General features: G+C 63.9%; 24 protein-coding genes. 11 read left to right on the top strand and 13 right to left on the bottom strand.

Annotation, left to right across the window (positions count from 1 at the left end):
* The first annotated feature begins 42 nt into the window (after positions 1–42).
* Together EV691_RS15410 and EV691_RS15405 are read left to right on the top strand one after the other, a co-directional pair.
* The gene (locus EV691_RS15410) at positions 43–2,442 is read left to right on the top strand and encodes a TonB-dependent siderophore receptor (protein WP_131297706.1); all 2,400 of its coding nucleotides are present in this window, start codon (positions 43–45) and stop codon (positions 2,440–2,442) included.
* Positions 2,443–2,514: 72 nt separating this feature from the next.
* Positions 2,515–3,093: a gamma carbonic anhydrase family protein gene (locus EV691_RS15405; RefSeq protein ID WP_131297707.1), complete on the top strand. Its 579-nt coding sequence runs from the start codon at positions 2,515–2,517 to the stop codon at positions 3,091–3,093.
* A gap of 9 nt (positions 3,094–3,102) precedes the next feature.
* Here the strand turns inward: EV691_RS15405 and EV691_RS15400 are convergent, their stop codons facing one another.
* Together EV691_RS15400 and EV691_RS15395 are read right to left on the bottom strand one after the other, a co-directional pair.
* Complete coding sequence (locus tag EV691_RS15400) at positions 3,103–3,390, bottom strand: DUF1161 domain-containing protein (RefSeq protein ID WP_131297708.1); 288 nt, start codon at positions 3,388–3,390, stop codon at positions 3,103–3,105.
* On the bottom strand, positions 3,387–4,487 hold the full coding sequence (locus EV691_RS15395) for an aminopeptidase (RefSeq protein ID WP_207390157.1): 1,101 nt from the start codon (positions 4,485–4,487) through the stop codon (positions 3,387–3,389). Before EV691_RS15395 ends, EV691_RS15400 begins: the two co-directional genes overlap by 4 nt.
* 181 nt (positions 4,488–4,668) lie before the next feature.
* Between EV691_RS15395 and EV691_RS15390 the strand changes: the two genes are divergently transcribed.
* Both EV691_RS15390 and EV691_RS15385 read left to right on the top strand, forming a co-directional pair.
* Positions 4,669–5,088 (top strand): PA0061/PA0062 family lipoprotein, encoded by a 420-nt coding sequence (locus EV691_RS15390; protein WP_039800618.1) that lies wholly within the window; start codon positions 4,669–4,671, stop codon positions 5,086–5,088.
* A gap of 29 nt (positions 5,089–5,117) precedes the next feature.
* Entirely contained in the window at positions 5,118–5,534 is a 417-nt protein-coding gene (locus EV691_RS15385) for a PA0061/PA0062 family lipoprotein (RefSeq protein ID WP_131297709.1), read from the top strand.
* Positions 5,535–5,548: 14 nt separating this feature from the next.
* On the opposite strand, the gene EV691_RS15380 is transcribed toward EV691_RS15385, so the two are convergent.
* Positions 5,549–6,559: an asparaginase gene (locus EV691_RS15380; protein ID WP_131297710.1), complete on the bottom strand. Its 1,011-nt coding sequence runs from the start codon at positions 6,557–6,559 to the stop codon at positions 5,549–5,551.
* A gap of 215 nt (positions 6,560–6,774) precedes the next feature.
* Between EV691_RS15380 and purE the strand changes: the two genes are divergently transcribed.
* From purE to EV691_RS15365, 3 genes are all read left to right on the top strand, one after another.
* Positions 6,775–7,266, top strand: coding sequence for a 5-(carboxyamino)imidazole ribonucleotide mutase (gene purE / locus EV691_RS15375; protein WP_039800612.1), 492 nt, complete (start codon positions 6,775–6,777; stop codon positions 7,264–7,266).
* A gap of 16 nt (positions 7,267–7,282) precedes the next feature.
* On the top strand, positions 7,283–8,365 hold the full coding sequence (locus EV691_RS15370; protein ID WP_131297711.1) for a 5-(carboxyamino)imidazole ribonucleotide synthase: 1,083 nt from the start codon (positions 7,283–7,285) through the stop codon (positions 8,363–8,365).
* A 209-nt stretch (positions 8,366–8,574) separates the two neighbouring features.
* Positions 8,575–8,820, top strand: a complete 246-nt coding sequence (locus EV691_RS15365) for a GlsB/YeaQ/YmgE family stress response membrane protein (RefSeq protein ID WP_089166663.1) — start codon at positions 8,575–8,577, stop codon at positions 8,818–8,820.
* On the opposite strand, the gene pbpG is transcribed toward EV691_RS15365, so the two are convergent.
* Positions 8,802–9,752 (bottom strand): D-alanyl-D-alanine endopeptidase, encoded by a 951-nt coding sequence (pbpG, locus tag EV691_RS15360; RefSeq protein ID WP_131297712.1) that lies wholly within the window; start codon positions 9,750–9,752, stop codon positions 8,802–8,804. The genes EV691_RS15365 and pbpG overlap by 19 nt on opposite strands.
* A 209-nt stretch (positions 9,753–9,961) precedes the next feature.
* Here pbpG and EV691_RS15355 point away from each other — a divergent pair, with 209 nt between their 5' ends.
* Positions 9,962–10,501: a DUF3299 domain-containing protein gene (locus EV691_RS15355; protein WP_131297713.1), complete on the top strand. Its 540-nt coding sequence runs from the start codon at positions 9,962–9,964 to the stop codon at positions 10,499–10,501.
* An 80-nt stretch (positions 10,502–10,581) separates the two neighbouring features.
* On the opposite strand, the gene EV691_RS15350 is transcribed toward EV691_RS15355, so the two are convergent.
* Positions 10,582–11,904 (bottom strand): OprD family porin, encoded by a 1,323-nt coding sequence (locus EV691_RS15350; protein WP_131297714.1) that lies wholly within the window; start codon positions 11,902–11,904, stop codon positions 10,582–10,584.
* Between the two features lie 628 nt (positions 11,905–12,532).
* Here EV691_RS15350 and EV691_RS15345 point away from each other — a divergent pair.
* The 3 genes from EV691_RS15345 (at position 12,533) to EV691_RS15335 (ending at position 15,990) form a co-directional block, all read left to right on the top strand.
* Positions 12,533–12,937, top strand: a complete 405-nt coding sequence (locus tag EV691_RS15345) for a bacteriohemerythrin (RefSeq protein ID WP_131297715.1) — start codon at positions 12,533–12,535, stop codon at positions 12,935–12,937.
* Positions 12,938–13,073: 136 nt separating this feature from the next.
* The gene (locus EV691_RS15340) at positions 13,074–14,807 is read left to right on the top strand and encodes an NADase-type glycan-binding domain-containing protein (protein WP_131297716.1); all 1,734 of its coding nucleotides are present in this window, start codon (positions 13,074–13,076) and stop codon (positions 14,805–14,807) included.
* 16 nt (positions 14,808–14,823) lie between these two features.
* On the top strand, positions 14,824–15,990 hold the full coding sequence (locus EV691_RS15335) for a polysaccharide deacetylase family protein (protein ID WP_131297717.1): 1,167 nt from the start codon (positions 14,824–14,826) through the stop codon (positions 15,988–15,990).
* A 535-nt stretch (positions 15,991–16,525) separates the two neighbouring features.
* Here EV691_RS15335 and EV691_RS15330 read toward each other — a convergent pair.
* From EV691_RS15330 to EV691_RS15295, 8 genes are all read right to left on the bottom strand, one after another.
* Positions 16,526–17,191, bottom strand: coding sequence for a hypothetical protein (locus EV691_RS15330; RefSeq protein ID WP_131297718.1), 666 nt, complete (start codon positions 17,189–17,191; stop codon positions 16,526–16,528).
* A 32-nt stretch (positions 17,192–17,223) separates the two neighbouring features.
* A complete protein-coding gene (locus EV691_RS15325; protein WP_131297719.1) occupies positions 17,224–17,589 on the bottom strand; it encodes a hypothetical protein in 366 nt (121 codons plus the stop codon).
* A gap of 113 nt (positions 17,590–17,702) precedes the next feature.
* Positions 17,703–18,344, bottom strand: coding sequence for a hypothetical protein (locus EV691_RS15320; RefSeq protein WP_131297720.1), 642 nt, complete (start codon positions 18,342–18,344; stop codon positions 17,703–17,705).
* A gap of 67 nt (positions 18,345–18,411) precedes the next feature.
* Positions 18,412–18,816: a hypothetical protein gene (locus EV691_RS15315; RefSeq protein ID WP_131297721.1), complete on the bottom strand. Its 405-nt coding sequence runs from the start codon at positions 18,814–18,816 to the stop codon at positions 18,412–18,414.
* Positions 18,817–18,935: 119 nt separating this feature from the next.
* Positions 18,936–19,882, bottom strand: a protein-coding gene (locus EV691_RS15310) for an IS630 family transposase (protein WP_377812076.1) whose coding sequence is annotated in 2 segments (ribosomal slippage) — positions 18,936–19,546 and positions 19,546–19,882 — 948 coding nt in all. Because the reading frame shifts where the segments join, the coding sequence is not laid out codon by codon here.
* Between the two features lie 226 nt (positions 19,883–20,108).
* A complete protein-coding gene (locus tag EV691_RS15305; RefSeq protein ID WP_131297723.1) occupies positions 20,109–20,522 on the bottom strand; it encodes a lysozyme inhibitor LprI family protein in 414 nt (137 codons plus the stop codon).
* Positions 20,519–23,089 carry a lysozyme family protein gene (locus EV691_RS15300; RefSeq protein ID WP_242672496.1) on the bottom strand — a complete coding sequence of 857 codons (2,571 nt, stop codon included), beginning with the start codon at positions 23,087–23,089 and terminating at the stop codon, positions 20,519–20,521. The genes EV691_RS15305 and EV691_RS15300 overlap by 4 nt, the downstream gene beginning before the upstream one ends.
* A gap of 37 nt (positions 23,090–23,126) precedes the next feature.
* Positions 23,127–25,154: a type VI secretion system Vgr family protein gene (locus tag EV691_RS15295; RefSeq protein ID WP_131297724.1), complete on the bottom strand. Its 2,028-nt coding sequence runs from the start codon at positions 25,152–25,154 to the stop codon at positions 23,127–23,129.
* Between the last annotated feature and the right edge of the window lie 2 nt (positions 25,155–25,156).

Below are 25,156 nucleotides of genomic sequence, written 5' to 3'. Positions count from 1 at the left end.
ACCCCGGCTTTTTGCCGTCCGACATGCAGTGAAGGACACCCCATGCCCCCACGCCAAGCCCGCCGCCCCCGCTTCCCCCTCGCCCCGCTGACGCTGGCCATTCCCCTCGCCCTGGCCGCCGTGCCCGCCCTGCTCGGCGCCGGCGCCGCGCAGGCCGCCGGGCAGGAACAGCTGCAGCGCTACGCCATTCCCGCCGGCCCGCTGGCCGAACGGCTCAACCAGTTCGCCGCCCAGGCCGGCATCTACCTGGCCGGCGATGCCGCGCTCACCGCCGGCCGGCAGAGCCAGCCGCTCGAGGGCAGCCATACGGTCGAACAGGCGCTGGCCATCCTGCTCGGCGGCAGCGGGCTGCAGGCCGTGCCGACCCGGGCCGGCCACTACGAGGTGCAGCCGCTGGCGGAGAGCGGCGGCAGCATGGCGCTGGATGCGATCAGCGTCAGCGAGGCTGCCGAGGACAGCAGCTACCGGGCCGCGGAGAGCGCCATCGGCGACAAGTTCGAGACGCCCTTCCTCGAGCAGACGCAGACCGCCTACAGCGTCAACCGGCAGGTGCTGGACGACTTCGCGGTGAGCGATCTGGAGGAGACCATCAAGTTCGTCCCCGGCATCACCATCGGCAACAGCTTCGGCGGCACCCAGGATTCGCTGGTCAAGCGCGGCTTCGGCAACGGCAGCGACGGCGGGGTCCTGCGCGACGGCATCCGCACCAGCGAAGGGCGCAACTACAACAGCGTCACCACCGAGCGGGTCGAGGTCCTCAAGGGCCCGGCCTCGCTGCTCTACGGCATGCAGGAGCCGGGCGGGGTGATCAACGTCGTCAGCAAGAAGCCCACCTACCACTGGCGCAGCACCCTGGGCGGACAGCTGTCCAGCGAAGGCGGCGGCAGCGGCTATTTCGATGTATCCGGCCCCCTGGGCGAGAGCGGCTTCGCCTTTCGCCTGATCGGCCAGCACAAGGACGAGGACTACTGGCGCAACTACGGCGTCAACCGCGACAAGCTGGTCGCGCCGTCGCTGGCCTTCGAGAGCGAGGCGTTCTCGGCCAACCTGTCCTACGAATATTCCGACTACACCTCGGTCCTCGACCGCGGCGCCTTCTTCTACAACGGCCATGCGGTCGGCGACCGCGACCATCGGCTCGACGAGCACTGGACGCGGATCGACGGCCAGCGCCAGTACGCCAGCCTGGCCATGGAGTACCGCTTTTCCGAGACCTCGCGGCTGCGCTTCAACTATGGCTGGAACGAGAACGCCTACAGCGACTACCAGGCCGATCCGAACGCCTACGACCCGGCGACCGGCGAGCTGCGCCGGCGGTTTCGCAGCAACCCGGACGTCGAGCGGACCCGCAACTATGCGTCCCTCGACTGGCTCAACGAGCTGGAGCTGGGCGGCCTGCGCCACGAGCTGAGCCTCGGCGCCGACCACGAGCGCCACGACGAGTCGAACAGCTTCTTCTACCAGGGGCCCAATGTGTGGGGCTTCGATCCGGACGCGCCGCACTACGGCGATCTGAAACAGGTCGAGGTGGTCAATCCGAGCAACAGCCAGCAGCGCTCGCGGGTGCGCATGCTGTCCGCCTACGTCAAGGACAACATCCATATCGGCGAGCGCTGGATCCTCTCCCTGGGCCTGCGCCACCAGCGCTTCCGCCAGCGGGACTGGGCGGGCATTCCCACCCAGATCGGCACCAACCTGAACAAGAGCAAGAATCTGCCCTTCGTCGGCCTGGTCTACAAGCTGGACGACGAGTTCTCGCTGTATGCCAACTACAGCGAATCCTACAAGCCGAACGTCATCGCCTCCGGCACGCTGGTGGAAAGCGGCAGCGACCCGGAGGAGGGCCGCCAGTACGAGATCGGCCTGCGCTACGACAACGGCTGGCTGTCGGGGCTGGTCGCGCTGTTCGACATCCGCAAGGAGAACATCCAGACCACCGAGACCATCAACGGCGAACAGGTCACCCGCGCGGTGGGCGAGGCCCGCTCGCGGGGCCTGGAGGCCAGCCTCAACGGGCAGCTGGGCGAGCGCTGGAACCTGGTCGCCAACTACGCCTACACCGATACCGAGGTGCTCGAGGACACGCCGGCCAACGAGGGCAACGAACTGCTCAACGTCGCCCACAACGTCGCCGGGCTGTTCCTCTCCTATGACCTGCCGCAGAGCGTGCTGCCCGGCGCCTTCCGGCTCGGCGGCGGCGCCCGCTACGTCGGCTCGCGCGAGGGCGACATGGCGAACAGCTTCGAGCTGTCCGGCTACACCACCTACGACGCCTTCGTCACCTGGACGCTGCCGAACCTGATCGGCAAGAAGACCGAGCTGCAGCTGAACGTCGACAACCTGACCGACAAGGAATACTTCATCTCCAGCGGCGGCACCAGCAACCGGGTGTCCTGGGGCGCGGCGCGCACCGCGACGCTGTCGGCGACCGTGGACTTCTGAGCGGCAAGCCGCGCTATTGCGCCCGCCGGGCCAGTTCGGGACGATACGGCTCCCCCACATGGAGTCTTCGGCATGAGCATCAGAACCTTCCAGGGCATCACCCCGACGCTGGACGAGCGGGTCTTCGTCGATCCCACCGCCGTGGTGCTCGGCGATGTGGCGATCGGCGCCGACAGCTCGGTCTGGCCGCAGGTGTCGATCCGCGGCGACGTGCAGCGCATCCGCATCGGCGCGCGCACCAGCATCCAGGATTGCAGCGTGCTGCACGTCACCCACGCCGGGCCGTTCAACCCGGACGGCTACCCGCTGAAGATCGGCGACGACGTCACCGTCGGCCACCAGGTGACCCTGCACGGCTGCCGCATCGGCAACCGCGTGCTGGTCGGCATGGGCGCCATCGTGCTGGACGGCGCGGTGGTCGAGGACGAGGTGATCATCGGCGCCGGCAGCCTGGTGCCGCCCGGCAAGACCCTGGAGAGCGGCTTCCTGTACGTCGGCAGTCCGGTCAAGCAGGCACGCCCGCTGAACGACAAGGAGCGCGGCTTCTTCCGCTACAGCGCCGACAACTACGTGCGGCTGAAGGACCAGCACCTGGCCGAGCACTACCTGCCGCTGAAGGAGCCGCACCTGCTCGCCGATCACGAGGACTGAAGCGGTACCTCAGTCGGCCGGAATATCCGCCGGCGCGGGCGCCGGCGTTTCGCTGCGCCGGCGGCTGCCGTCGTTGCGCTGGTAGATGATCTTCCGGCGCCCGCCGTCGCAGCTGCCGACCACCAGGTTGCGGTCGGTGACCTCGGCATTGGGCACGATCTCCAGGGTGTAGGAGGCCACGCCGGCGGCCTGGATCTTCACCTCGATCTCCTCCCTGAGTTCCTCGCAGGGCTTGACCGCCGCCAGCAGCGGGGCGCTCGGCAGGACCAGCGCGAGGGCAAGGCAGTATCTGTTCATGGTGTGCTCTCCTGGATGGCGATGGGGGGCGTCGCGCCGGCCTGCAGCTCGGCCAGGCGCCGTTCGCGCGCGGCGGCGGGCAGCTGCGCCAGACGCTCGGTTTCGGCATAGAAGCGTGGCCAATCTTCGCCTGCGCGGCGGAACATTTCCGCGAAGGCCGGCAGCCAGCCGTCGTACAGGCCGAACGGTAGCAGCTTGGCGTTGTTCAGCGGGCCTTCGATCCAGGCGTCGTAGCGACGCTCGCCCTGCCATTCGCCGTCGCGCAGGCTCCGGTAGCGCCGGCGCAGCGCGTCGAACTCGGCCGCCTTGCGCCGGCGCATTTCGTCCGCCGGCAGGCCGCTGGCATAGAGCGCCTGCAGACGGTCGCGGCTGTCCAGCACCAGGCGGACGAACTGCTCGCCGCGCCGCGCGCGGCGCTCGTCCGGCGGCGGCAGGCCACGGCTGGCGCGCCACTGGCGCAGGCCCTCGCGCTCGACGAAGCTGGCGAAGGACTCGTTGAAGGCGGTGTCGTTGGCCACGTAGAGCCGCTGGTGCGCCAGTTCGTGGAAGATCAGCGCGGCCAGTTCGTCGTCGCCATGGCGCAGCATGCCGGCGAGGATCGGATCGGCGAACCAGCCGAGGGTCGAGTAGGCTTCCACCGGGCCGACGTAGGTGTCCAGGCCTTGCTGGCGCAGCAGCGCCGCCGCGCCGCGCGCCCGGCCGAGCTGGTAGAAGCCGCGATAGGCGACGCAGCCGGCGATCGGGAAGCAGTGGCTGAGCGGCTCGACGGAAAATTCCTCGGTGGCGAAGAGATTCCACACCACATAGGGCCGGCCGAGGTCCGCGTAGAGACGGTAGCTAGCGTTGTCCGGCAGGCCGAGCCGGGCGCTGGCGAAGGTGCGCGCCGCCTGGGCCTGGGCGAGACGCTGGCGCAGCACGGGATCGCGGGCCGGATCGGCGACCAGCGCGGCGACCGGCTCGCGGCGGCGCAGCAGCTCGAGCTGGCCACTGGCCATGTGACGGTAATAGTCGAAAGTAGAACAACCGTTCAGACAGATGGCTAGCAATAGGGGAACCCCGCGCAGGGTAAGGTTGTCGAGTGAGCTGAAAAATTTCATCCGGTGAACCCGGTGGCCCTGCAGGCATTCAAGGAAGGAAGGAAAGGCGAGCGCTTCGCTCGCCCGTGCACGAGCGAGTGTACAGGCCGCAGACGGACAATCCCGGGCCTCGATGTGGCGGGAGCCGGTCCGGTTTTTCCAGCCCACCGATTCCATGACCACGACACTCCGGAGCTTCGTCATGCGCGTTCTCATCCTGTTTCCCTGTCTGCTGGCGCTCGGCGGCTGCAACCTGCTGCTGCCGCGACACGACCCCGGCCAGGCCTGGATCGAGCTGAATCCGCAGGTGCCCCATTCGCTGCGCGCCGCCGAGGTGGACCGCAAGGCGCTGGACGACCACCGCTTCTTCCAGGTCAGCCCCGGCGCCCACGAGCTGGGCATGCGCTACCGCTTCGAGGTGGCGGGCAGCAACATCGGTCCGGACAGCGCGCCCTACGAGCGCAATTGCCTGATCCGCCTGAACTACAAGAAATTCACCGCCGGCCAGCGGTATAGTCTGGAGGTCGGCGACGTCGGTTTCCGTGCCTGGGCCCGGCTCTATGACGACCAGCGCCGGATGGTGGCGAGCGGTCGGGAGAGCGGCTGCAGCAGCGGAGCCTGACGCCTCGCCTCCTTCCCGCGAGGCTGCCCATGCACGGACGACTTTCCTGGCTGACCCTTTCCCTGCTGCTGGCCGGCTGCGCCAGTCCACTGCCCGCGCCGGACCCGCGGATGGCCTGGGTCGAGCTGGAGGCCCGCGAGGTGACCAGCCTGCTGATGGCCGACTGGCAGGACGGCCAGCGGCTGCGCGACGGCCGCTATTTCCAGGTGACGCCCGGCGCCCATGAGCTGGAAGCGACCTTCCGCTACTACTATCAGGGCAACCCGATGGGCCGCAACACGCTGCCCATCAGTTGCTGGGTGCGCCTGCGCTATCCGGACTTCGCCGCCGGGCAGCGCTACCGGCTGGAGGCCTGGGCGATGTCCACCCAGGTCTACGCCGTGCTCTACGACGGCAGCGGGCGGGAACTGGCCGAGGCCGAGGTGCTGGGCTGCGGGTCCTACTAGGTAGGCGTAGGCGCTTAGGCGCTCGCGCCGGGCAGGTCGGCGCACTCGCCGCACAGGTCCTGGCGCAGCCAGTGCTCGGTCTCGTCCGCCGACAGGCCGGCGCCGAGCAGGGCGAACAGCTTGCCGAGCGCCGCCTCGCGGGTCATGCCGTCGCCGCCGAGCAGCCCGGCCTCGCTCAGGGCGTTGCCGGCGGCATAGGTGCCGAACGCCACATGGCCGTGGGGACACTGGCTGATGCCGAGCAGCAGCGTGCCGCGCCGGCGGGCCTCGCGCAGCGCCTCGAGCAGTTCGGCGTCGTCCGAGGGGCCGGTGCCGCTGCCGTAGCACTCCAGCACCAGGCCCTGCACGCCGCTGCCAAGCAGGGCGCGCAGCTGTGCCGCCTGCAGGCCGGGGAACAGCGGCAGCACGGCGAGGCTCACCGGCTGGCGAATCCGCCGGTAGTCGAGTGCGGCGGGCAGGGCGGCGGCGCGTTCGCCGTGGCGCTGGCGCGGCAGCTCGGCGAACGCGCCGAAGGTCGCGCTGCCCAGCTTGGTGGCGCGGGCGCCGTGCAGCAGGCGGCCGCCGAAGTAGAGATGCACGCCGGGCGCCACGCCCCGGGCGAGGGCGTCCACGGCGCCGAACAGGTTGTCCCAGGCGTCGCTGCCCGGGACGTCCGCCGGCAGCATGGCGCCGGTCAGCACCACCGGCACGCCCAGGCCGAGCAGCAAAAAGCCCAGTGCCGCGGCGCTGTAGGCCAGGGTGTCGGTGCCGTGCAGCAGCAGCACGGCGTCGCAGCCGTCCTCCTCGACCGCGGCGACGATGGCGTCGCGCAGGGCCAGCCAGTGCTGCTGGTTCATGTTGGCGCTGTCGATCGGCGGGCTCAGCTCGCGGTAGCGCCAGGGCGGCATGCGCCGCTGCGGCTCGGCAGCCAGCCGCTCGTGCAGGCGGGCGTCGAAGCCGGCGGCCGGCACCAGGCCGCGGGCGCTGGCCTGCATGCCGATGGTGCCGCCGCTGTAGAGGACCATGAGTCGGTTGATGGTGGACATGGCCTGATCTCGGAAAAGGAGAAGCAGGCATGGTACCCCGGACGGAAGGCCCATGCGCCTGCACTCCCGTGCCCGGCTTTGGGTTATACTCCGCCGCTTGATAATGCGATCCCCTCTCAAATCCGGAGGGCTCGCACCTCCAGCCAAGCCACGCCCTGCCAGCGTGGCTTGTTGTTTTTTGACGCGCCTGCGGGCGCCAACGAAGAGGCACGACGATGAGCGCACTGGTAGGCGTGATCATGGGTTCCAAGTCCGACTGGAGCACCCTCAGTCACACCGTGGAGATGCTGGACAAGCTGGGCATCCCCAACGAGGTCAGGGTGGTTTCCGCCCACCGCACCCCGGATCTACTCTTCCAGTACGCCGAGCAGGCCGAGTCCCGCGGCATCCAGGTGATCATCGCCGGGGCCGGCGGCGCCGCGCACCTGCCGGGCATGTGCGCGGCCAAGACCCACCTGCCGGTGCTCGGCGTGCCGGTGCAGTCGTCGATGCTCTCCGGGGTCGACTCGCTGCTCTCCATCGTGCAGATGCCGGCCGGCGTGCCGGTCGCCACCCTGGCCATCGGCAAGGCCGGCGCGGTCAACGCCGCGCTGCTCGCCGCCAGCATCCTCGGCGGCCAGCACCCGCAGTTCCACGAGGCGCTCAAGCGTTTTCGCGACGAGCAGACCCGTACCGTGCTCGACAATCCGGACCCGCGCGACGCGTGAGAAAGGGGGCCTCAAGATGAAGATCGGCGTGATCGGTGGCGGCCAGCTGGGCCGCATGCTGGCCCTGGCGGGCACTCCGCTGGGCATGAACTTCGCCTTCCTCGACCCGGCGCCGGATGCCTGCGCGGCCGCCCTCGGCGAGCACATCCGCGCCGACTACGGCGACCAGGACCATCTGCGCCAGCTGGCCGACGAGGTCGATCTGGTCACCTTCGAGTTCGAGAGCGTGCCGGCCGAGACGGTGGCCTTCCTCTCCCAGTTCGTCCCCGTCTATCCCTCCGCCGAGTCGCTGCGCATCGCCCGCGACCGCTGGTTCGAGAAGAGCCTGTTCAGGAGCCTCGGCATTCCCACCCCGGAATTCGCCAACATCCACTCGCAGGCCGACCTCGACGCCGCCGCGGCCGAGATCGGCCTGCCGGCGGTGCTCAAGACCCGCACCCTGGGCTACGACGGCAAGGGCCAGAAAGTCCTGCGCCAGCCTGCGGATGTCGCCGGCGCCTTCGCCGAGCTGGGCAGCGTGCCGTGCATCCTCGAAGGCTTCGTGCCCTTCAGCGGCGAGGTGTCGCTGGTCGCCGTGCGCGGCCGCAGCGGCGAGACGCGCTTCTACCCGCTGGTGCACAACAGCCACGAGGCCGGCATCCTGCGCCTGTCGGTGGCCAGCAGCGAGCACCCGCTGCAGGCGCTGGCCGAGGACTACGTCGGCCGCGTGCTGGAGAAGCTGGACTACGTCGGCGTGCTGGCCTTCGAGTTCTTCGAGGTGGACGGCGGCCTCAAGGCCAACGAGATCGCCCCGCGGGTGCACAACTCCGGGCACTGGACCATCGAAGGCGCCGAGTGCAGCCAGTTCGAGAACCACCTGCGCGCGGTGGCCGGCCTGCCGCTGGGCTCGACCGCCAAGGTCGGCGAGAGCGCCATGCTCAACTTCATCGGCGCGGTGCCGCCGGTGGACAAGGTGGCAGCCATCGCCGACTGCCACCTGCACCACTACGGCAAGGCGTTCAAGGCCGGGCGCAAGGTCGGCCACGCCACCCTGCGCTGTGCCGATCGCGCCACCCTCGACGCGCAGATCGCCAAGGTCGAGGCGCTGATCGAAGGCTGATGCCGCGCCCACCGCGTAGGGTGGGTTAGGCCGCAGGCCGTAACCCACCAACCGGCCGGCAGGCCGGCACAGGGGATGCCTGGCGGCATCCTTTGCGGGTTACGCCGCCTTGCGGCTAACCCGCCCTACGCTCCCGGGCCACCCTGCGTTGTCGCCGCGCCGTACGGCGACTAGGCTGGAGGCAAGCTCACCCTACGGGAACACTTGCCATGGGCATCCTCGGCACCATCCTCATCGGCCTGCTGATCGGTGTGGTCGCGCGTTTCCTCAAGCCGGGCGATCAGCCGATGGGCTGGATCATGACCATCCTGCTCGGCATCGGCGGTTCGGTGGTGGCCACCTACGGCGGCCAGGCGCTGGGCATCTACCACGCCGGCGAAGCCGCCGGCTTCATCGGCGCGGTGATCGGCGCCATCCTCCTGCTGGTCGTCGTCGGCTATCTGCGCAAGTCCTGAGTGGTCGCGGTGGCCTGGGTCCTGCGCCATTCCAGCAGCTTCTGCTGCTTGTGGCGCTGGGCCACCAGGGGCACCGGAGCGCTCTTGCCGGTTTCCAGCCACTGCCGCACGCGGGTGGCGTCGCCGACATGCGAGCGCTTGCCGAGGGTATTCAGCAGCACCATGGCCACGGGACGGTTCTGCACCACCGCGAGCATGGCCAGGCAATGGCCCGCTTCGTTGATGAAGCCGGTCTTGGTGACCTCGATGCGCCAGGTGGGGTTGCGCACCAGCGGGTTGGTGTTGTTGAAGTTCTGCATGTAGCTCGGCTTCTGGAAGCGCGCGCTCTGGCTCGCCGTGGTGCTCAGCTCGCGGATCAGCGGGTACTGCCGCGCGGCCCTGAGCAGTTTCACCAGATCGCGGGCGGTGGAGACGTTCAGCTCCGACAGGCCGGTCGGCTCGACGAAGCGGGTGCTGTGCATGCCCAGCGCGCGGGCCTTGGCGTTCATCGCCGCGACGAAGCGCGCATGGCCGCCCGGGTAGTTGTGCGCCAGGCTCGCCGCGGCGCGGTTCTCCGAGGACATCAGGGCCAGGAGCAGCATCTCCCTGCGGCTGATGCGGCTGTTGACCCGCACCCGCGAGTAGACGCCGCGCAGCTCGCGGGTGTCGTGGATCAGCACCGGGATCACCTCGTCGAGCGGCTGGGCGGCGTCCAGGGTCACCACGGCGGTCATCAGCTTGCTGATCGAGGCGATCGGCACGACCACGTCCGGGTGGCTGGCGAACAGCTCCCTGCCGCTGTTCAGGTCGACCACCAGGGCGCTGGCGGAGGCCAGCTGCAGGGGAGACGGCGTGCGGGCCGGCGGGCTCTTGTCGACGGCCTGGACGCCGGGCATGACGGCCACGCATGCGCAGGCCAGCAGGAGGGCTAGGATCGGGGAATGGGTTTTCATGCGCATGACTCGGAGAGGGTTGCGGGGGCTGACGCCGACACGCCATTTTAATGCGGTATAGCCAAATGCCGCTGCTTTTCAATGCCATCGGGCGGAGAGGCCATGCGGCTCGTCGGCCGGCCTGCAGCGTCGCCCTTTATCGGCGCTCCGCTCGATGCCATCATGCCGTCCGCTCGTCTTCCCCCTTCAATGACCGCCGGTTCGACTCCATGCGCCGATTACCGTTCCTTTTCGCCCTGCTTTTCGCCAGTTCCCTGTCGCACGCCGAACCGCCGGAGCTTGACTGGCTGGAGCTGATGCCCGACGACGACCGCCAGGCCCTGGAGGAGATGCCGGACATCAGCCACGACACGCCGGAGGGCGACGGCGACTTCACCGCCAGGGGCGGCCTCAAACAGAAGGCCAGGGACCTGCCGGCGGTGATGTACTCGGCGAAGACGGTGCCGGCGCTGAACGGCCGGGAGATTCGCCTGGGCGGCTATCCGGTGCCGCTGGAGAACGATGCCAAGGGACGCAGCACCAGCTTCTTCCTGGTGCCCTATCCGGGCGCCTGCATCCATCTGCCGCCGCCGCCGCCGAACCAGATCGTGCTGGTCCGCTACCCGAAGGGCTTTCGCGTGGAGGACATCTCGATCCCGCTGTGGGTGGACGGCAGGCTGCGGGTGGAGAAGGTCAGCAACGAGCTGGCGGACGCCGCCTACGCCATCGAGGCGAGCGCAGTCGAGCCGGTCGAGGAAGAGGCGCTGTAGCGGGGCGGGCGGCAAGCCGGCGTTGCGCCGGCGATGCCCCTGGGTGAAATCGCGTCCCTGCGATTTCGATGGGGAAAGGCTCAGAACAGCGGCAGGCTGTAGCTGACGATCAGACGGTTCTCGTCCTGGTCGCGGGTGTCGTTGCCGCGCAGCGCCGCGTTGCGCCAGGACAGGCCGACGCCCTTGAGCATGCCTTCCTGCACCGTGTAGTCGACGCGGAAGTTGCGTTCCCATTCCTTGTTGTCGCTGCCGGCGGCGTCGATGTCGTCGCCGCTGACGTACGACAGGCTGGCCTTCAGGCCCGGCACGCCGATCGCGGCGAAGTCGTAGGCGTACTTGGCCACCCAGGCGTTCTCGCCGGCGCTGGCGAACTTGCCGATCTGCGAGTCGGTGATCAGGTACAGGGTGCGGCCGTTGCCCTGGAAGATGTGCGGGAAGTCGCTGTTGCCGGTGACCTTCTGGTAGCCGGCGCCCAGCTCGTGGCCCTTCAGGCTATAGGTGAACAGCGCACTCCACAGGTTGTTGTCGACCTCGCCGCTGCTGCCGTTGGCGCCGCTGCTGACATAACCCTCGGCACGTCCGGAGGAACTCTCGTTCTTGCCGTCGGAGTCGCTGCTGAAGTAGCGCAGGTCGGTCTTCAGCGCGCCGACCGGCAGCGCCCAGTTGTGGATCAAGCCGACGAAGTGCTGTTTGTAGAAGTCGCGCAGGTTGCCGTAGTAGTACTGCAGCGTCAGGTCCTTGGTCGCCTTGTAGTCGGCACCGCCGAAGTAGAACTCGTTGCTGAACTGGGCCTTGCTGCCGCTGTTGGCGCCGGAGATCGACAGGCCGTAGCTGTCGCTGGAGTTCCGCTCGGTGGAGTGCTCGATCTTGCCCGCGGTCAGGGTCAGGTCCTTGATCTCGTTGGAGGTGACCTGCGCGCCGTGGAACAATTGCGGCAGCAGGCGGCCGTCGTTGTAGGTCAAGACCGGCATCTTCGGCAGCAGGGTGCCGAGGCGCGCCTCGGTCTTGGAGAAGCGCATCTTGCCGGTCACGCCGACGCGGCCGAAGTCGGTCTTGGCCTTGCCGTTGCTCTCCAGCGGGAACATGGTGCCGGGGGTGCGCTCGATGTCCGCCTTGCCGGCACGACCGCCGCCGTCCAGGCGGATGGCATGCATGGCCAGCACGTCCAGGCCGAAGCCGACCGGACCTTCGGTGAAGCCGGACTTGAAGTCGAGGAAGAAGCCCTGGCCCCACTCCTCAGACCGGGGACGGTCCTCGTTGCGAACATCCTGGTTGATGTAGAAGTTCTTGAAGCTCAGCGTGGCCTTGCTGTCCTCGATGAAGCCGGCGGCGCTGGCCTGCTGCGACAGAGTCTGACCCAGAATGGCTGCCGTCACGGCCAGGGTCAGAATGGACTTGTTCATGTGTGCCTTTTCTCCTGATGAGTTGTGCAGGTTGTCCATGAGCAGCCCCGTCCGGGGGCCCAAGATGCGCGGGGCGGCGCAAAATGCCATTTATGGGCTGGTTTGAAAATCGGGATCGAAACGTTCTGACAAAAAAAAATCCTTCTCTTGACTTGCATCAGGCTTTCTGGAAGGTGGCGAAGCGCAACACGGCAAGCAAAATGCATCAGATCACTCTTCCGGAATCGACCTGATTGCATGGACAGCCGTTTGTGAAATCGCCAGCACCCTTCACTCCTGGTCGCCCGCCCGATTTTCTATTGGCCTCAACGATTCCCGGCCGCCCTCTCTGCAAGATGTGCTCCAGCTTTTTACTTGATGATAAAAAACACTAATTATCAATAACTTATTGATAATCAGGCAGCGCTTACGGCCTGTCGGCTGTCGCCCTATTCCTGTCTCGATATGTCGATTTGTATACAACGCTACAAAAGAACATCGGCGATTAATGTCAAAACGCCACAAAAGCGAATGCCGACCTTCCGCTCCGCGTAGCTTTTCAGCGGCCCGGCCCGGAGCGGCCAGGCCGTACCGTCGGCCGCAGGCTTGCCGTATCCTGCGTGCGCCCGCCACAGAAGGACCATCCGCCATGCCGACCCCCCAAGAAATGCTGGAGCGCTTCCAGGACAGCTACGCCCTGGGCGACGAGGCGATCGACCACACCCACCGCGAATTCCTCGAACTCTGCCTGGCCACAGCGAATGCCACGGGGCCGGAGTTCGCGGCGGCGTTCAAGGCGCTGTTCGAGCACACCAGCCACCACTTCGCCGACGAGGAGGCGAAGATGCAGGCCTCCGCCTATCCCGCCTTCGGCGAGCACCGCGCCAACCACCAGCGCATCCTCGGCGACATGGACCGCTTCTGCCAGCGCGCCGCCGCCGGTCGCGCGCAGATGGCCCGCGCCTGGCTGAACGACAGCCTGCCGGCCTGGTTCGACCTGCACGCCAAGACCATGGACAGCGCCCTGGTGGTCCATCTCCGCCAGCACGGCTGAGACGCCGCGCACAAATCCGCCGGCTGCCCGGCAACGCTGCCCGCGCCGGGGCCGGATAATTGCGGCCTGCCGCCGTCCGCTCCCGGGCGGCCTTCAAGCATCGACCCTTTACCTCTCCGCCCGACAAGGAGCAGTCATGTCCACGCTTCGCGCCCTCCACCGATCCGTCTTCAGCCTGGCCCTGCTCGCCGCCGGCGTCGCCCAGGCCGCCGGCACGGCGGACGTCCTCATCCAGCCGGTCGCCAGCCGCTTCCCGACCATCGCGGTCGACGTGAACGTCCGCGACGCCAAAACCGGCGCGCCGATCCAGGGCCTGACCAAGGAGCACTTCAGCGTCACCGAGGACCTGCGCGAGACGGCGATCCTCGGCGTCGAGAGCCTGACCCCGGAGACGGCGGACGCGCGCGGCGTGGACTTCGTCTTCGCGTTCGACGACACCGGCAGCATGGCCGAGGAGATCGACGGGCTGATCCAGCGCACCCTGGAGTTCGCCAACATCGTCCAGTCCTCCGGCTTCGACTACCGCTTCGCGCTGATCTCCTTCGGCGACGAGCTGCGCCACAAGGTGGACTTCACCGCTTCGGCCGGCGACTTCAAGGCCGCGGTGGCGGCCCTGCGCGCCGACGGCGGCGGCGACGAGCCGGAAAACGCCCTGGAGGCCCTGCGCTACGGCGTCACCGCGCTGAGCCACGACCCGGCGCGGCGCAAGGTGTTCGTGCTGATCACCGACGCCTCCTTCCACAGCGCCAATGCCGTCACCCCGCTGACGACTCAGGAGGTGCTCGCCGACCTGCAGAAGCTCGGCGCCGTGCTCAACGTGGTCGGCCCGAATCTCGACCAGTACCGCTGGATGGCCGACGCCCTGGCCGGCAGCTTCTACGACAAGGATTCCGGGCAGTTCAAGCGGATCGTCGAGCAGATCGCCGGCGGCTCGGCCAGCAACTACCGGCTGACCCTGACCACCAGCCGCCCGGACTACGACAACACCTGGCGGGCGCTGGAAGTCGCCGTGAAAGGCCCCAGCGAGGGCAGCGGCGTCTCCCAGTACCAGGCGCCGAGCTGGGTCAGCGCCTCCTCGCGGGTCGACGGTTTCCAGGGCATCGACAGCCGCTTCGCGCCGCACAACGCGATCGACGGCAACCCGGCCAGCGCCTGGGCGGAAGGCGTGTCCGGCGCCGGCGTCGGCGAATGGGTGGCGCTGAACTTCGCCACGCCGCAGAGCGTCGACCGCTTCGCCCTGACCCTGCCGGCCGGCAGCACGCTCCGCCGTGTCGGCGTGCTGATCAACGACGAGGACAAGCGCTTCTACGACCTCAAGCCAGGACAGACCGCGCAGTCGTTCACCCTCGAGGCGCCGGTGCCGGTGTCGCGCTTCAAGGTGGTGCTGGAGGCGGCGGCAAGCGGCGACAACGGCCTGGCCGAGATCGAGCTGTTCAACGGCGCCGCGCTCGTCGAGCCCATCGCCCGTGCCCACGACATCCGCCGCACCGCCAAGCTCGCGCAGGAGCAGAACAAGCAGGGCGAGACGCTCTACCACGCGAAGAAATACGACGACGCGGTGTTCTACTACAAGGAAGCGCTGAAGAACGATCCCACCTATGCGCAGGCCTTCAGCAACCTGGGCCTGGCCTACCAGCGGCAGGACAAGTTCGCCGACGCCGTCTGGGCCAACCGCCAGGCGATCGCCCTGGCGCGCAGCGCCAGCCGCAACAGCGTGCTGGCCAGCTCGCACTACAACATCGCGCGGATCTTCGAGGCGCAGAACAAGTTCGAACAGGCGCTGCAGAACTTCCTGTGGGCGCAGAACTACAAGGCCAACCCGGTGTACGACAAGGCCATCGCCCGCATGAACGAGAAACTCGGCCGCTGAGCGGGGAGGGAAGCGCATGAGCCGTTCGCGCACAACCCGCCCGCTGAGGACCTGGCTGGCCGGCGCCCTGCTTGCGCTGCTTTCCGCCGAAGTCTCGGCGGCGGGGCCGGCGAAGCTCGCCAGCTACGACCGCACGCTCTGGCCGGAAAGCATCGACAGCCCGCAGCGCTTCGACCGGGCCTCGCGCCAGGAGATCCTCGCCCTGGTGCGGGTCATCGAGCGCACGCCGCTGGCCGACGCGGCGGCCATCCAGACCTTCACCGCGGTGAAGACGCCCAACGCCGAAGGCGTCGCCCGCTGGCTGGAGGAAACGCGCCGGCGCCTGCTGGCCAACTACCGGGCGGCGAGCCACGGCTGCGATGACGAGGCGACTTGCCCGCCGGCCGCGGACTGGCCGGCGCTGGTGCAACTGGCCGGCCAGGCCGCCAAGGACGCAGCGATCCAGGCCTGGCGCCAGGCCGCCGAAGGCTTCCACACCACCTATCTCTACGAGCAGGTGCGCCTGGCCGCGCTGTTCCCGCGCATCACCAGCGAGATCGCCCGGCTGGACGACAGCGAGCTGAACGGCTTCGAACTGCCCGACCGGCAGTTCGCCCTGAGCTTCGACGACGGCCCCTCGGGCAACGACGAGACCGAGCGGCTGCTGCACTGGCTGCGCGAACGCGGCACCAGCGCCTTCTTCTTTGTCCTTGGCGAAAACCTCGAACGGCGCCTGGCCAGGGAATCCGCCGCCAGCCTGGGCGAGCGCTACCAGGGCCAATGCCTGGCCTCCCACGGCTACAGCCACGTACCCCACCAGAAACTGGCCGGCTGGCAGGACTCGCTGGAGAAGACTGCCCGCCTGATCACCCGCGTCCAGCCCGCCGGCCCGGCCGGCGGCGCCTGGTTCCGCCCGCCCTACGGACAGCGCAATGCGGAACAGGTCGCCTACCTGAAGGCCCGCGACGGCCGCGTGGTGCTGTGGAACATCGACTCCCAGGACTGGAACGCCAAACTGCAACCCGCCGCCATGCAGGACCGCCTGATCACCCTGATGCTGCTCTGGCGCCGCGGCATCCTGCTGTTCCACGACATCCACCCCAAGGCCCGCGCAGCCCTGCCGGAGATCGGGGCATTCATGGAGAAAAGCGGGTTGGCGATGGTGGGGTGTGGGGAGGTGCTGAAGGGGTTGGGAGGGGAGTGAGGGTTTCGCTGGAGTTGGTGGGGAATGTTATGCGGCAGATGGTGTGTTTGATCGTGCCGTTTGGCGTTGAGTCGTGCCGTCAGTGCGATTAATCCATTTGCCTATTATCATCCAGATCACTCTACAGTTCGCGTAGCGGGTTCAATCGATTACTGGGATTAGTATTCCCCCTCCTTTAGCCTGAGCATTAGGTAATAGAGTCATCTGAAATGCAAAAGCCAATACTCCACTTCAGCCTTACGAGCTTACTTTTCCTATATTTCGCACCGATAGTGTTTGCCTCCAGTTATACAGATGGAAAAGGAGTGTCATACACGGCTGTCATGAACAAGCATGGCGTAATTCTCAAGTCGAAGCGTGATAGTATTTACTTGAGGCTATCGTGTGATGCGAGCTCGCCCCAATACGGCGCCGGCTCTTGGGGGTGGGCTAATGGTGGATTTATCGTTATCTTCAAATCCGTATCGGTCGGCTTTCCACGCCAAGAAATAGAAGCTATAAAAAATCATGAATGTAGACTTTGATATGCCTGCATCTAGTAAAAGTCTTCTTCACTTTTCTTTATCTCGTCTATGACTCGACGTGCTTTTCTACTAATGAAGGAGTAGCGGTCATCTGTGCAGCCTTGGCGAAATATGACGCTCTTGTTTCTTATTACAGATAATCCGCTTATATAGCTTTGATGGACTATATAGGTGTAACCTCCATTTTTGAACTTTAAAATATCCTTGTTGACGCTACCTTCAGATGCATTGACAAATTTGAATACTCCCTTGGGGGGAGTGATTTCCTTGGGGAAAATCATCTCAAGAGAGGCTGGCAAACCGTATCTGTATTGTACATAACCTGTGGTAGCAGTTGTGTCCTTGGACGCACATACGGAAACTATTTTTCCTCCCATCAAGTGGCAGCTGAAATAAATATCTTCTTGAGAAGCACATAGTGTAGTGTCTGCGCTAGTAAGCTCCTGTGAAAAGCCTAGGTTTGAAAAGCCAGTCGTTAGTGCAAGAAACAGTAATGGTACGCATGAGGCTTTATGTTGTCTCCAGTTTGAGTTACAGGCAGGCATGCTTCTTTGGTCTTGGATCGTCACTTTTCGATGCTCAGAAAAATTTTGGCGTATCTCAGGTGGTCTTGAGCCAAGTTTTGATTTGGCTGGGTTGTGATCTACCTCGATAATATAACCATTATTACTGAACATTGCTTCAGTAATTAGCGAATGTAATTCGCCGTTTAAAATACTGATTTATAAAATTCTTCTTTCTCCTTGTTCCTTTTAATCATGCACAATAACTTGTTAGCCCTCTCTGCCTGGGTATTTATTGACTCAACACCCTCCAGAAGACATATTTTCTCTATAAATATATCCCACTCGATTTCGGCATCTATCAGTCGCTTCGTTTGCTCGTCACGGTTAATGGGGGCACCACTTATAAAACCCATGACATCTTGGTATGCTTTTCTTGTCATTCTCATCTGCCCTTCCAGTTTGAGTTTTAATTGATTTTCTATTTGTTGCTGTTGCTTCATTTCTTGCTCTGGACCAGCATGGGCAGTCCCAGTGAGAGCCAGGCTGATTAAAAATACTCTACCAATCATTAATGGATTTCACTCGTCTTTAAACCTGTCTGCAGGTACGCCGTATGATTATTTTCGGAAGCCTGCATGTTAGTGGTTAATTAACTTGGCGGGGTTTTGTAGTTACCAGAAATCTATTTGATTGCATCTTGTGAAGATAAGTAATTTTTCACACTGGCTGCAGTTTTATAAGGACATATCACTGTTTTACCAGTGGAGAGATCACGACCATCGCGGCAGTTCGTTAATGCAGATTCTTGAATATCACCAGGAAAGAACGCCAAAGAAAGCTGGCTTCCTTCTTTAATCAAAGGAAATTCCATGACGGAATATTCGTATCCACTGAATGAGCTGTTCGAAAGGCGGTTTCTTGTCAGCAGAAAAAGTGTTTTCCCGGCTTTTGGCTGGGTTTTCCATTCATAGAAAAACACTGAAGAGACTTCTTCGTCCTCTATTTTCCAAACGTAATTAAGCTTGGGAATGAAAGGTCTTCTTGAGATATAGAATACCTCTCCATCAGGAACGTGTGTATTGTGAATTTCATTTTTCATATTGCTTTTTGTAAAGAGTACAATTATTTCTGCTCCTTCATACTCTGCTATCACTGGAGGATGCAGCTCAGCGACATAGTGAGGGTCTCTAGCTAAAGCACTTGGAAGGCTATCCAGACAGAAGACTAGTATTGCAGCAAAAAGCATCTTATGGTTTTTCAAGTATTTTTTCATGGCTATAAATGGCGGCCGCAGAAAACTGAGCGCAGCATCTGGCACTTCCATCAAAGTGAAGTGCTTTGCTATATAATTATCTTTTTAGTAAATAACCTCCGGCAAAGACGGAAGATATTTACTTGCCGCCATATCGGCATGCCATTTGGCCTATAGAGCCATCTTTGATTGGGACTATACAGTTCTTTATTTGTTCGCCGATGAGCTCGAAAGGTGTTGTGCTCAGGGTAAAATGAAGACCATCTCCTGCAAAGTAAATATTCTGAAAATGTATGTCCGCAAATTCGGTTTCAAATGATTTACCTTCCAAGCTGCAGACATGTTTTGTAGAGGTGATCTGCCAATTTTTTCCAGGGTCGAGCGTCTGTAGGTTGGCACAAACTTCACCATATTGACGAAAATATCGAACAATGACTTTGTCAAACCTTGCAGATTTTGCCTCGGAAATCTTTGAGTAATCAATGGGTTCTCCATTTGCCTTCATGGCTAGGAGAGTTATTAATATGGGAAAAATTTTTGTCATCTACATGCGGCTTGTTTCGAATAAACTATTCATCTTTTAAATTTATCATCTGGTATGTCGGAAGACCATTTTGAGCGACTGGATAAAACTCCTCTGAGCTTCTCTAGAGCATTTTTACCTTATCCCGATTCATATCCGGCTGCCTCGAAGTAGTGCCTGCAGTCCTGCGCCGAGAACTGCCCGATTGCCTCGCCAATGCTCTGCCACAGCTCCGGCACGGTCCGCGCCGCCGCCTTTCGCAGCAGCGCCTTGAGCTTGGAGAAGGCCATCTCGATCGGGTTCAGGTCGGGGCTATAGGGAGGCAGGTAGCGCAGTGTGGCTCCTGCGCCTTCGATGGCCTGGCGTACCCCCGTGACCTTGTGGGCCGGCAGGTTATCCATCACCACGATATCGCCGGGCGTCAGCTCGGGAACCAGGACCTGCCCGACATAGGCCAGGAAGGCCGGGCCGTTCATGGTGCCGTCGAGCACCAGCGGAGCAGTTAGCCCGTCCACGCGCAGGCCGGCGGTAAAGGTCGTGGTTTTCCAGTGACCGTGAGGGACCGCGGCCCGGCAGTGCTCGCCGCGAGGGGCCCAGCCTCGCAGGCGGGCCAGGTTCGTCGCGGCGGCGGTTTCGTCGACGAAGATCAGCTTGCGCCAGTCGAAACCGGGTTGTTCCTCGAACCACTCCTGTCGGGCTGCCTGGACGTCCGGCCGCTGCTGCTCGGCCGCATGCGCGGTCTTTTTTTGAACGTCATGCCGTGCCGGTCGAGAAACGTCCATACCGTCGCCAGGCTGACCCGAATACCGCGCTCCCGCTCGAGGGTTGCGGCGAGCTCGGCCAGCGTCAGGTCGGGGGTTTGCTCGAGCAGGCCGAGCAGATAGTCCGCATGGGGATCGAGCCGCAAGCCCCGGCGCTTGCCCTGTCGGCGAGCGACGAGTTCCCCGCCTTCCCGGAAGCGCCGTACCCAGACGATCGCTGTCGCCGTGCCGACGTCGAATCGCTCGGCGGCCTGCCGAGCCGACAGCCCGCCCATGGCCGCGTCGACGACGCGTCGGCGAAGATCCGCACTGTATGCCCGAGCCATTCTGGTCTCCTTGTTCGAGCGGGAGAGGAGGACCGAAATGACCAGGAAGAGCAACCCCTGTATGTCGAATTCATGTTTTCAAAAAATGCTCTAGATTGTGGAATGCGAATTCATGGGTAGCCCGTGTTGGTTTTTGCACGGATAGTCATAGGAATTCATAAGCCATGACCGCCATCTCATAGTTTTTCTTCAGCCTTGTTGCAGTTTCTGATGATTCTCAATGGAGCTATATTTCAGGGGAGATTTTTCTAAGATAAGTTGCCCTTTCGATACTGGATCGCGCTACACATTTATTGAATGTGGTTTCATAGGCTTGTGTTCCTGCCTCGATCTCAAATGTTTCCAGAGTACAATCTGCATCTCTTAGCTTTATCCAAAGGCGCTGAGACTCTTTGATTTTTTGAGTGTAAGCATCTTTAAGCTCTGGAGCTGATTTATATTGTTTGATTATCCTCGTTATAAGCTCGTGGTAAACGTTATTCAGTAATTGGTCTGCCTTCTTTCTTTCGATGTTAGAGCATTCGAAAATTTGCTGACTGCTTGAAACTCGTTCACAGGAATTATTTTCTTGCTGCTCTGCATAGATTGGCAATGAAAAAACTAGAAAGCTGGTTGCAAGAAAACAGCTAATCTTTTTCATAAAGCCTCTCGTTTATGTTTTTTCAGATGAAGTGCTCTATGACGTCCGTCTTCATACTGCTTGATGTCAGGAGTTTTCTCTATATAACGAATCAGCTCATCAATATTGTTGTTCATTCCTGCCCTCATGGGATTTGGTCCCTTTGTGAATCCTTGATAAACAAAGTCTACGAGTATTTCTCTAATTACCAAGCTCAAATCTAGCCAGCTAACTTTACCTGGCTCGCCAAGTGTCCACTTGTTATAATTATTAATGGTTTTTTCTACGTAGCTCGGATAAATCAGATTAAATAGTAAGATCTGTTGTTCTCTGGTAATTGTCCCTATAAGCTCTTTGTTTTTGATGACGAAATTCTGTGCGGCACTTCCTTTTAGTCCATAGGCTTTTGATATTTTGGCTGCTTTATCCTCATCAATTCCAGCAGACATCATGTGATTGAAAATTTCAGACTCGCTTCGTGAGCCCATATCATAGCCGCGGCCAAGTGTCACACCGGACAGGCTGTTTCCAGGCCAATGAATTACCCGGCTGAAATGAGGTGAGCTAGGCATGTCGTTGCCTTCGGCGTCAAAAGTTATTTTTCCTTCTATTACTTTTATTAAACCCAGCTTTGGCTTGGATAGCTGAGATCCAAGAAGCTCCAGAGGCTGAAAGTGCCACTCCACCCCATCCGCCCCAATCCCATATCTCCCCGCCAGTTCGCTCCACCACGCCAGCTTCTCGATCCGCCGCTTTTCGCTTTCCCAGTTCGGGTTGGGCGTCTCCGGCGAGTGGTCCATCAACGGATCGAGTTCGTCCCACTTCTCCGGATTCCAGAACCACTCGCTCTCATGACGGGTGATCAGTTGTGAGAGGGATTGGGCGATCCAGGGTTTGCGCAGGGCGGCGGCGATTTCGTGGGGGGCGAGTGTGCCGTCGCCGTCGCGATCGATCAGGTCGTGGAGGCGGCTCCTGATCGGGCCCTTGTCGGCCAGATCGATCTGCGCCTGGTAGTTCGGTTTTTCCTCATCGCTCAGGCGGCCGTCGGTGTCGAGCCGGTGGGCCAGTTCGCCGAGGGGGCGGCCGGTTTCCTCGATGAAGTCGAAGCCTTCCCAGTCCCAGGGGCTGTGGCGGGTGGTGATGAGTTCCTGCTCGGCCAGCCAGCCGCTGATGGGCTTGCCCTCCGTGTCGGCCAGCAGGTTGTCGAGGCGCCACCAGTTGGTGACCGAGCCCGCCGTGGCGCTGCCGGCGCGGAGCCTGCGTTCGGCCGGCAGGCTGTCCAGCAGGTGTTGCGGGATGAGCAGGTCGACGCCGACCGTCATGCCCTCGTCGCTGGGTCTGGGTGGATGATCGGCATCAATGCCGGCACGGTGGGGAATCAGCTTGCTGGCGCCCCTGTGCACCTTGAGCAGGGTCTTTTCCGTGTCCGGCAGGCGGGCGGCCCAGGCGCGGCTCCGCTGGACGAAGGCCGGCACGTCGTCGCAGCTGAACACTTCCAGGTGCAGCCGGGGCTGGGCGCTGCCGCTGTCGTGATCCTGATAGAGGCCGAGGTGGCCGATCGGCTCGCCGGCCTTGATCGGCCAGGGGCGCTCCAGCACCTGCACGCGATCGAGCGTGGGCGTGCGGGTTCCGGCCGGCTCCAGCGAGGCGAAATGTACATGGCCATGCAGGTTGCACAGGCTGTCGCCGCCTTCGACGACGGTCCCGAGCGGGCGATAGGCGCCGCTGCCTGCACCGAGGGTGAATACTGACCCCTCGGGCAGTACGGCGGTGATCGGGTCGTCGCGCTCGCCGCTGCCGTCGCGGCGCAGGTTCAGGCCCTTGCCGGGAGCAAGGCCGGTTTCGATGTCGTTGGCCCGTTCGCCGACCAGGAAGACGTCGGGATCGTCGGTGCCCTGCAGTTCGCCGCCGAACACCCAGCCCTCGCAGCCTGCCGGCAGGTCGGGCAGGGCGCGTCCTTCGACAAGGACGATCAGCTTGCGCCATTGCGGCCGCTCGCGGTCGGCCTCGCCGAGCCGCACCCGGCAGCCCTTGGGCAGCAGGGCCAGGACGGTCGCATGCTCCGCCGTGCCCTTGCGTCCGGCGCGCACGCGCAGGCCGCGGATGGGGTCGCAGGCCTTGTCCGCCCTGATCCGGTAGAGGGCCTCGCCGAGAAAGGGCGGCGGGGCGGCCGCGCCCTCCGCCCGATAGCCTTCCCACTCCTTGAGGTGCATGTAGAGGCTGTAGAGGGTCAGCGCCGGCGGCCTGTCCTCGCCGATGGCGGGCGCCTGCAGGCGGTGTCTGACCAGCACGAAGCCGGTGGAGAAGGGCGCCACCGTGCAGACGTCGCCGGCCCTGTATTCGCTGTACGGATAGCGCGCGTCGATGCGGTAGGCGATCACCTCGCCGTCGGCGATGCAGCGCACCTCGGACTGGTCCAGATGCCCGGCGGTATGGCCGTCGAAGTGGATGCCGCCGTGCCACAGGCCGTTGCGGCCCATGGGGTAGCTGCCGCTGCCGGCGTCGGCCAGGGCGGCGAGGTAGTCGAAGGCACTGGCGTCGCCGGGAAAGGGCAGGCTCCAGTTGCGGATTGCGGGGGTGTCGCTCATGGCAGTCCTTGCTTGGCAGGGTTTTCCATACCGGCGTTCAGCCGGAAAAGTTCAGCATGCGCGGGCGCTTCGCCGGGTCGCTGGCAGGCTGGTTGGCCAGCGCACTGTCGAGCGGGTTTCCCGCCTGGCCCTGGTCCGCCGCGCCGGGCGCCAGCGGCAGCTCGAGGGCGATGCCCGAACCGCGGCCCAGGCTGCCGCCCGAGTTGATCCTCACCAGCGGGCCGACCAGGGTGATGCCGCTGGCGTCGAGTTTGATGAAGCTGCCGCCGGCCTGCAGGGTCAGTTCGCTGCCGGCTTCGAGGACGATTTTCGCGCCGGCCTTGAGGTGGATTTCCTGGCCGGCCTCGACGAACTGGCCGTTGCCGAGCTTGAGGTGCTGGTCCCGGTGGATGCCGAGATGGTCGCTGGCGCGCACCTCGGTCCGGCGCTCGCCATGGACGGTGTGGTGTTCCCCGGCCTTCAGCTCGGTGTAGCTGTCGGCCTCGACCGTATCGTGGCGCTGGTTCCCGACGCGGATCTTCTGGTCGTGCTCGATGTGCTGGTCCCAGTCGCGCTGGGCATGGACGTAGATCTGCTCGGCGCCCTTGCGGTCCTCGATGCGCAGCTCGTTGTAGCCCTCGCCGCCAGGGCTGCTGAGGGTCTTGAACACGCTGCGGGTCCTGTGCGCCGGCAGTTCGTAGGGCGTTGGATGCTCGGCGTGATAGAGGCAGCCGGTGATCAGCGGCTGGTCCGGGTCGCCCTCGAGGAAGGTCACCAGCACCTCCATGCCGACGCGCGGGATGGCGATGCCGCCGTAGCGGTCGCCGGCCCAGCTCGTCGCCACCCGCAGCCAGCAGCTGGTGGCGTCATCGGCCTGGCCCTCGCGGTCCCAGTGGAACTGCACCTTGACCCGGCCGTATTGGTCGCAGTGGATTTCCTCGCCGGCCGGTCCGGTGACCACCGCGGTCTGGCTGCCGAGGATGCGCGGCTTGGGGTGGTGCAGTGGCGGGCGGTACGGCGCGTCCCAGGGGGTGGCGGTGAAGCGGTTGCGGTAGCCCTGTTGAAAACCGTCCTCGGCATCGGTGTCGTGGGGGATGGACTCCTCCAGCACCTGCGGCTGTTTGCCTTCGTGGTGGATCGCGTCGAGCAGCCAGAGCCGGTTCCACTCGGCGCGGGGGTGGTCGCTCAGCTCGAGGAAGTGCCCGCTGGCCAGCAGCGGCTGGTCGCTGGCGCCCTCGGCGAGCCGGTAGTCGCGGCGGTGGCGTTCCAGGGCGCGGCGGGCCAGCTGCTTGCCGCGCGTGCGGTCGGTGAAGCGGCCGGGGTAGTCGTAGTCCTCCAGGTCCGGAGCGAAGTCACCGGAAAAGGCGCTTTCCAGGCGCAGGCGCGGCTGTTCGAAGTCGTAGTCGCGACGGGTCACCTTTGAAGGGCGGGTTTCCAGGCGGACGCCGAAGCGCTTGATCACCGGTTCGTCGGCGACCAGCCCGGAATCCTGTTGATAAGTGGTCGGAGTCAGGCGGGGAAAGGCGGTCTGGTCGTCGCCGAATACCAGCAGGTGGCCGGCGGCACTGTGCTCGAAGTGGTAGTGGATGCCTTCCTCCTCGCACAGGCGCTGCAGGAAGTGCAGGTCGGATTCGTCGTACTGCACGCAGTAGTCGCGGGCGGGGTACTGGGCGCCGAGCCGGAAAGAGCAGGCGTCGCCGTCGAGGATGCCGTGCTCCTCCAGCAGCCGGGTGAGGATCTGCGGCACCGAGAGCTGCTGGAAGATGCGCTGGTTGACCCGGTGGGCGAGGTAGGCGAGGCGCGGCACCAGGCTCAGGCGGTAGCGGGTCAGCCGCCGGCCGGACTCGCCCTGGGCGACGCGGTGGATCAGGCCGTGGATGCCGCTGCCGTGCGGGGCGAAGGCGAGGAAGGCCGGGCGGTGCAGCAGGCTTTCCAGGTCGAGGTCGGGGCGCTCGCCGACCAGTTCGAGGTCGACGCGGTAGGGCTGGCCGATGACCTCATGGCCGGTAAATTCGAGCACCTGCAGGTCATGGTCGAGGCCTTCGAGACTCAAACGGAAATGCGGCTGGTTGGCCGGATTGAACATGG

Origin of the sequence: Azotobacter chroococcum, from assembly GCF_004339665.1 — a bacterium.
Lineage (GTDB): Bacteria > Pseudomonadota > Gammaproteobacteria > Pseudomonadales > Pseudomonadaceae > Azotobacter > Azotobacter chroococcum.
Note: the sequence above shows the minus strand (reverse complement) of the source record. Positions and strands in the feature narration are given on the sequence as shown.

What these genes read in the sequence shown, in the direction of transcription:
- EV691_RS15300 (WP_242672496.1), bottom strand. Translation starts at nt 23,089, where the DNA reads ATGAGCGACACCCCCGCAATCCGCAACTGGAGCCTGCCCTTTCCCGGC.
- EV691_RS15385 (WP_131297709.1), top strand. Translation starts at nt 5,118, where the DNA reads ATGCACGGACGACTTTCCTGGCTGACCCTTTCCCTGCTGCTGGCCGGC.
- EV691_RS15380 (WP_131297710.1), bottom strand. Translation starts at nt 6,559, where the DNA reads ATGTCCACCATCAACCGACTCATGGTCCTCTACAGCGGCGGCACCATC.
- EV691_RS15400 (WP_131297708.1), bottom strand. Translation starts at nt 3,390, where the DNA reads ATGAACAGATACTGCCTTGCCCTCGCGCTGGTCCTGCCGAGCGCCCCG.
- EV691_RS15340 (WP_131297716.1), top strand. Translation starts at nt 13,074, where the DNA reads ATGTCCACGCTTCGCGCCCTCCACCGATCCGTCTTCAGCCTGGCCCTG.
- EV691_RS15315 (WP_131297721.1), bottom strand. Translation starts at nt 18,816, where the DNA reads ATGACAAAAATTTTTCCCATATTAATAACTCTCCTAGCCATGAAGGCA.
- EV691_RS15390 (WP_039800618.1), top strand. Translation starts at nt 4,669, where the DNA reads ATGCGCGTTCTCATCCTGTTTCCCTGTCTGCTGGCGCTCGGCGGCTGC.
- EV691_RS15335 (WP_131297717.1), top strand. Translation starts at nt 14,824, where the DNA reads ATGAGCCGTTCGCGCACAACCCGCCCGCTGAGGACCTGGCTGGCCGGC.
- EV691_RS15305 (WP_131297723.1), bottom strand. Translation starts at nt 20,522, where the DNA reads ATGAAAAAGATTAGCTGTTTTCTTGCAACCAGCTTTCTAGTTTTTTCA.
- EV691_RS15330 (WP_131297718.1), bottom strand. Translation starts at nt 17,191, where the DNA reads ATGTTCAGTAATAATGGTTATATTATCGAGGTAGATCACAACCCAGCC.
- EV691_RS15295 (WP_131297724.1), bottom strand. Translation starts at nt 25,154, where the DNA reads ATGTTCAATCCGGCCAACCAGCCGCATTTCCGTTTGAGTCTCGAAGGC.
- purE (WP_039800612.1), top strand. Translation starts at nt 6,775, where the DNA reads ATGAGCGCACTGGTAGGCGTGATCATGGGTTCCAAGTCCGACTGGAGC.
- EV691_RS15355 (WP_131297713.1), top strand. Translation starts at nt 9,962, where the DNA reads ATGCGCCGATTACCGTTCCTTTTCGCCCTGCTTTTCGCCAGTTCCCTG.
- EV691_RS15395 (WP_207390157.1), bottom strand. Translation starts at nt 4,487, where the DNA reads ATGAAATTTTTCAGCTCACTCGACAACCTTACCCTGCGCGGGGTTCCC.
- EV691_RS15370 (WP_131297711.1), top strand. Translation starts at nt 7,283, where the DNA reads ATGAAGATCGGCGTGATCGGTGGCGGCCAGCTGGGCCGCATGCTGGCC.
- EV691_RS15325 (WP_131297719.1), bottom strand. Translation starts at nt 17,589, where the DNA reads ATGATTGGTAGAGTATTTTTAATCAGCCTGGCTCTCACTGGGACTGCC.
- EV691_RS15410 (WP_131297706.1), top strand. Translation starts at nt 43, where the DNA reads ATGCCCCCACGCCAAGCCCGCCGCCCCCGCTTCCCCCTCGCCCCGCTG.
- EV691_RS15345 (WP_131297715.1), top strand. Translation starts at nt 12,533, where the DNA reads ATGCCGACCCCCCAAGAAATGCTGGAGCGCTTCCAGGACAGCTACGCC.
- EV691_RS15350 (WP_131297714.1), bottom strand. Translation starts at nt 11,904, where the DNA reads ATGAACAAGTCCATTCTGACCCTGGCCGTGACGGCAGCCATTCTGGGT.
- EV691_RS15405 (WP_131297707.1), top strand. Translation starts at nt 2,515, where the DNA reads ATGAGCATCAGAACCTTCCAGGGCATCACCCCGACGCTGGACGAGCGG.
- EV691_RS15320 (WP_131297720.1), bottom strand. Translation starts at nt 18,344, where the DNA reads ATGGAAGTGCCAGATGCTGCGCTCAGTTTTCTGCGGCCGCCATTTATA.
- pbpG (WP_131297712.1), bottom strand. Translation starts at nt 9,752, where the DNA reads ATGAAAACCCATTCCCCGATCCTAGCCCTCCTGCTGGCCTGCGCATGC.
- EV691_RS15365 (WP_089166663.1), top strand. Translation starts at nt 8,575, where the DNA reads ATGGGCATCCTCGGCACCATCCTCATCGGCCTGCTGATCGGTGTGGTC.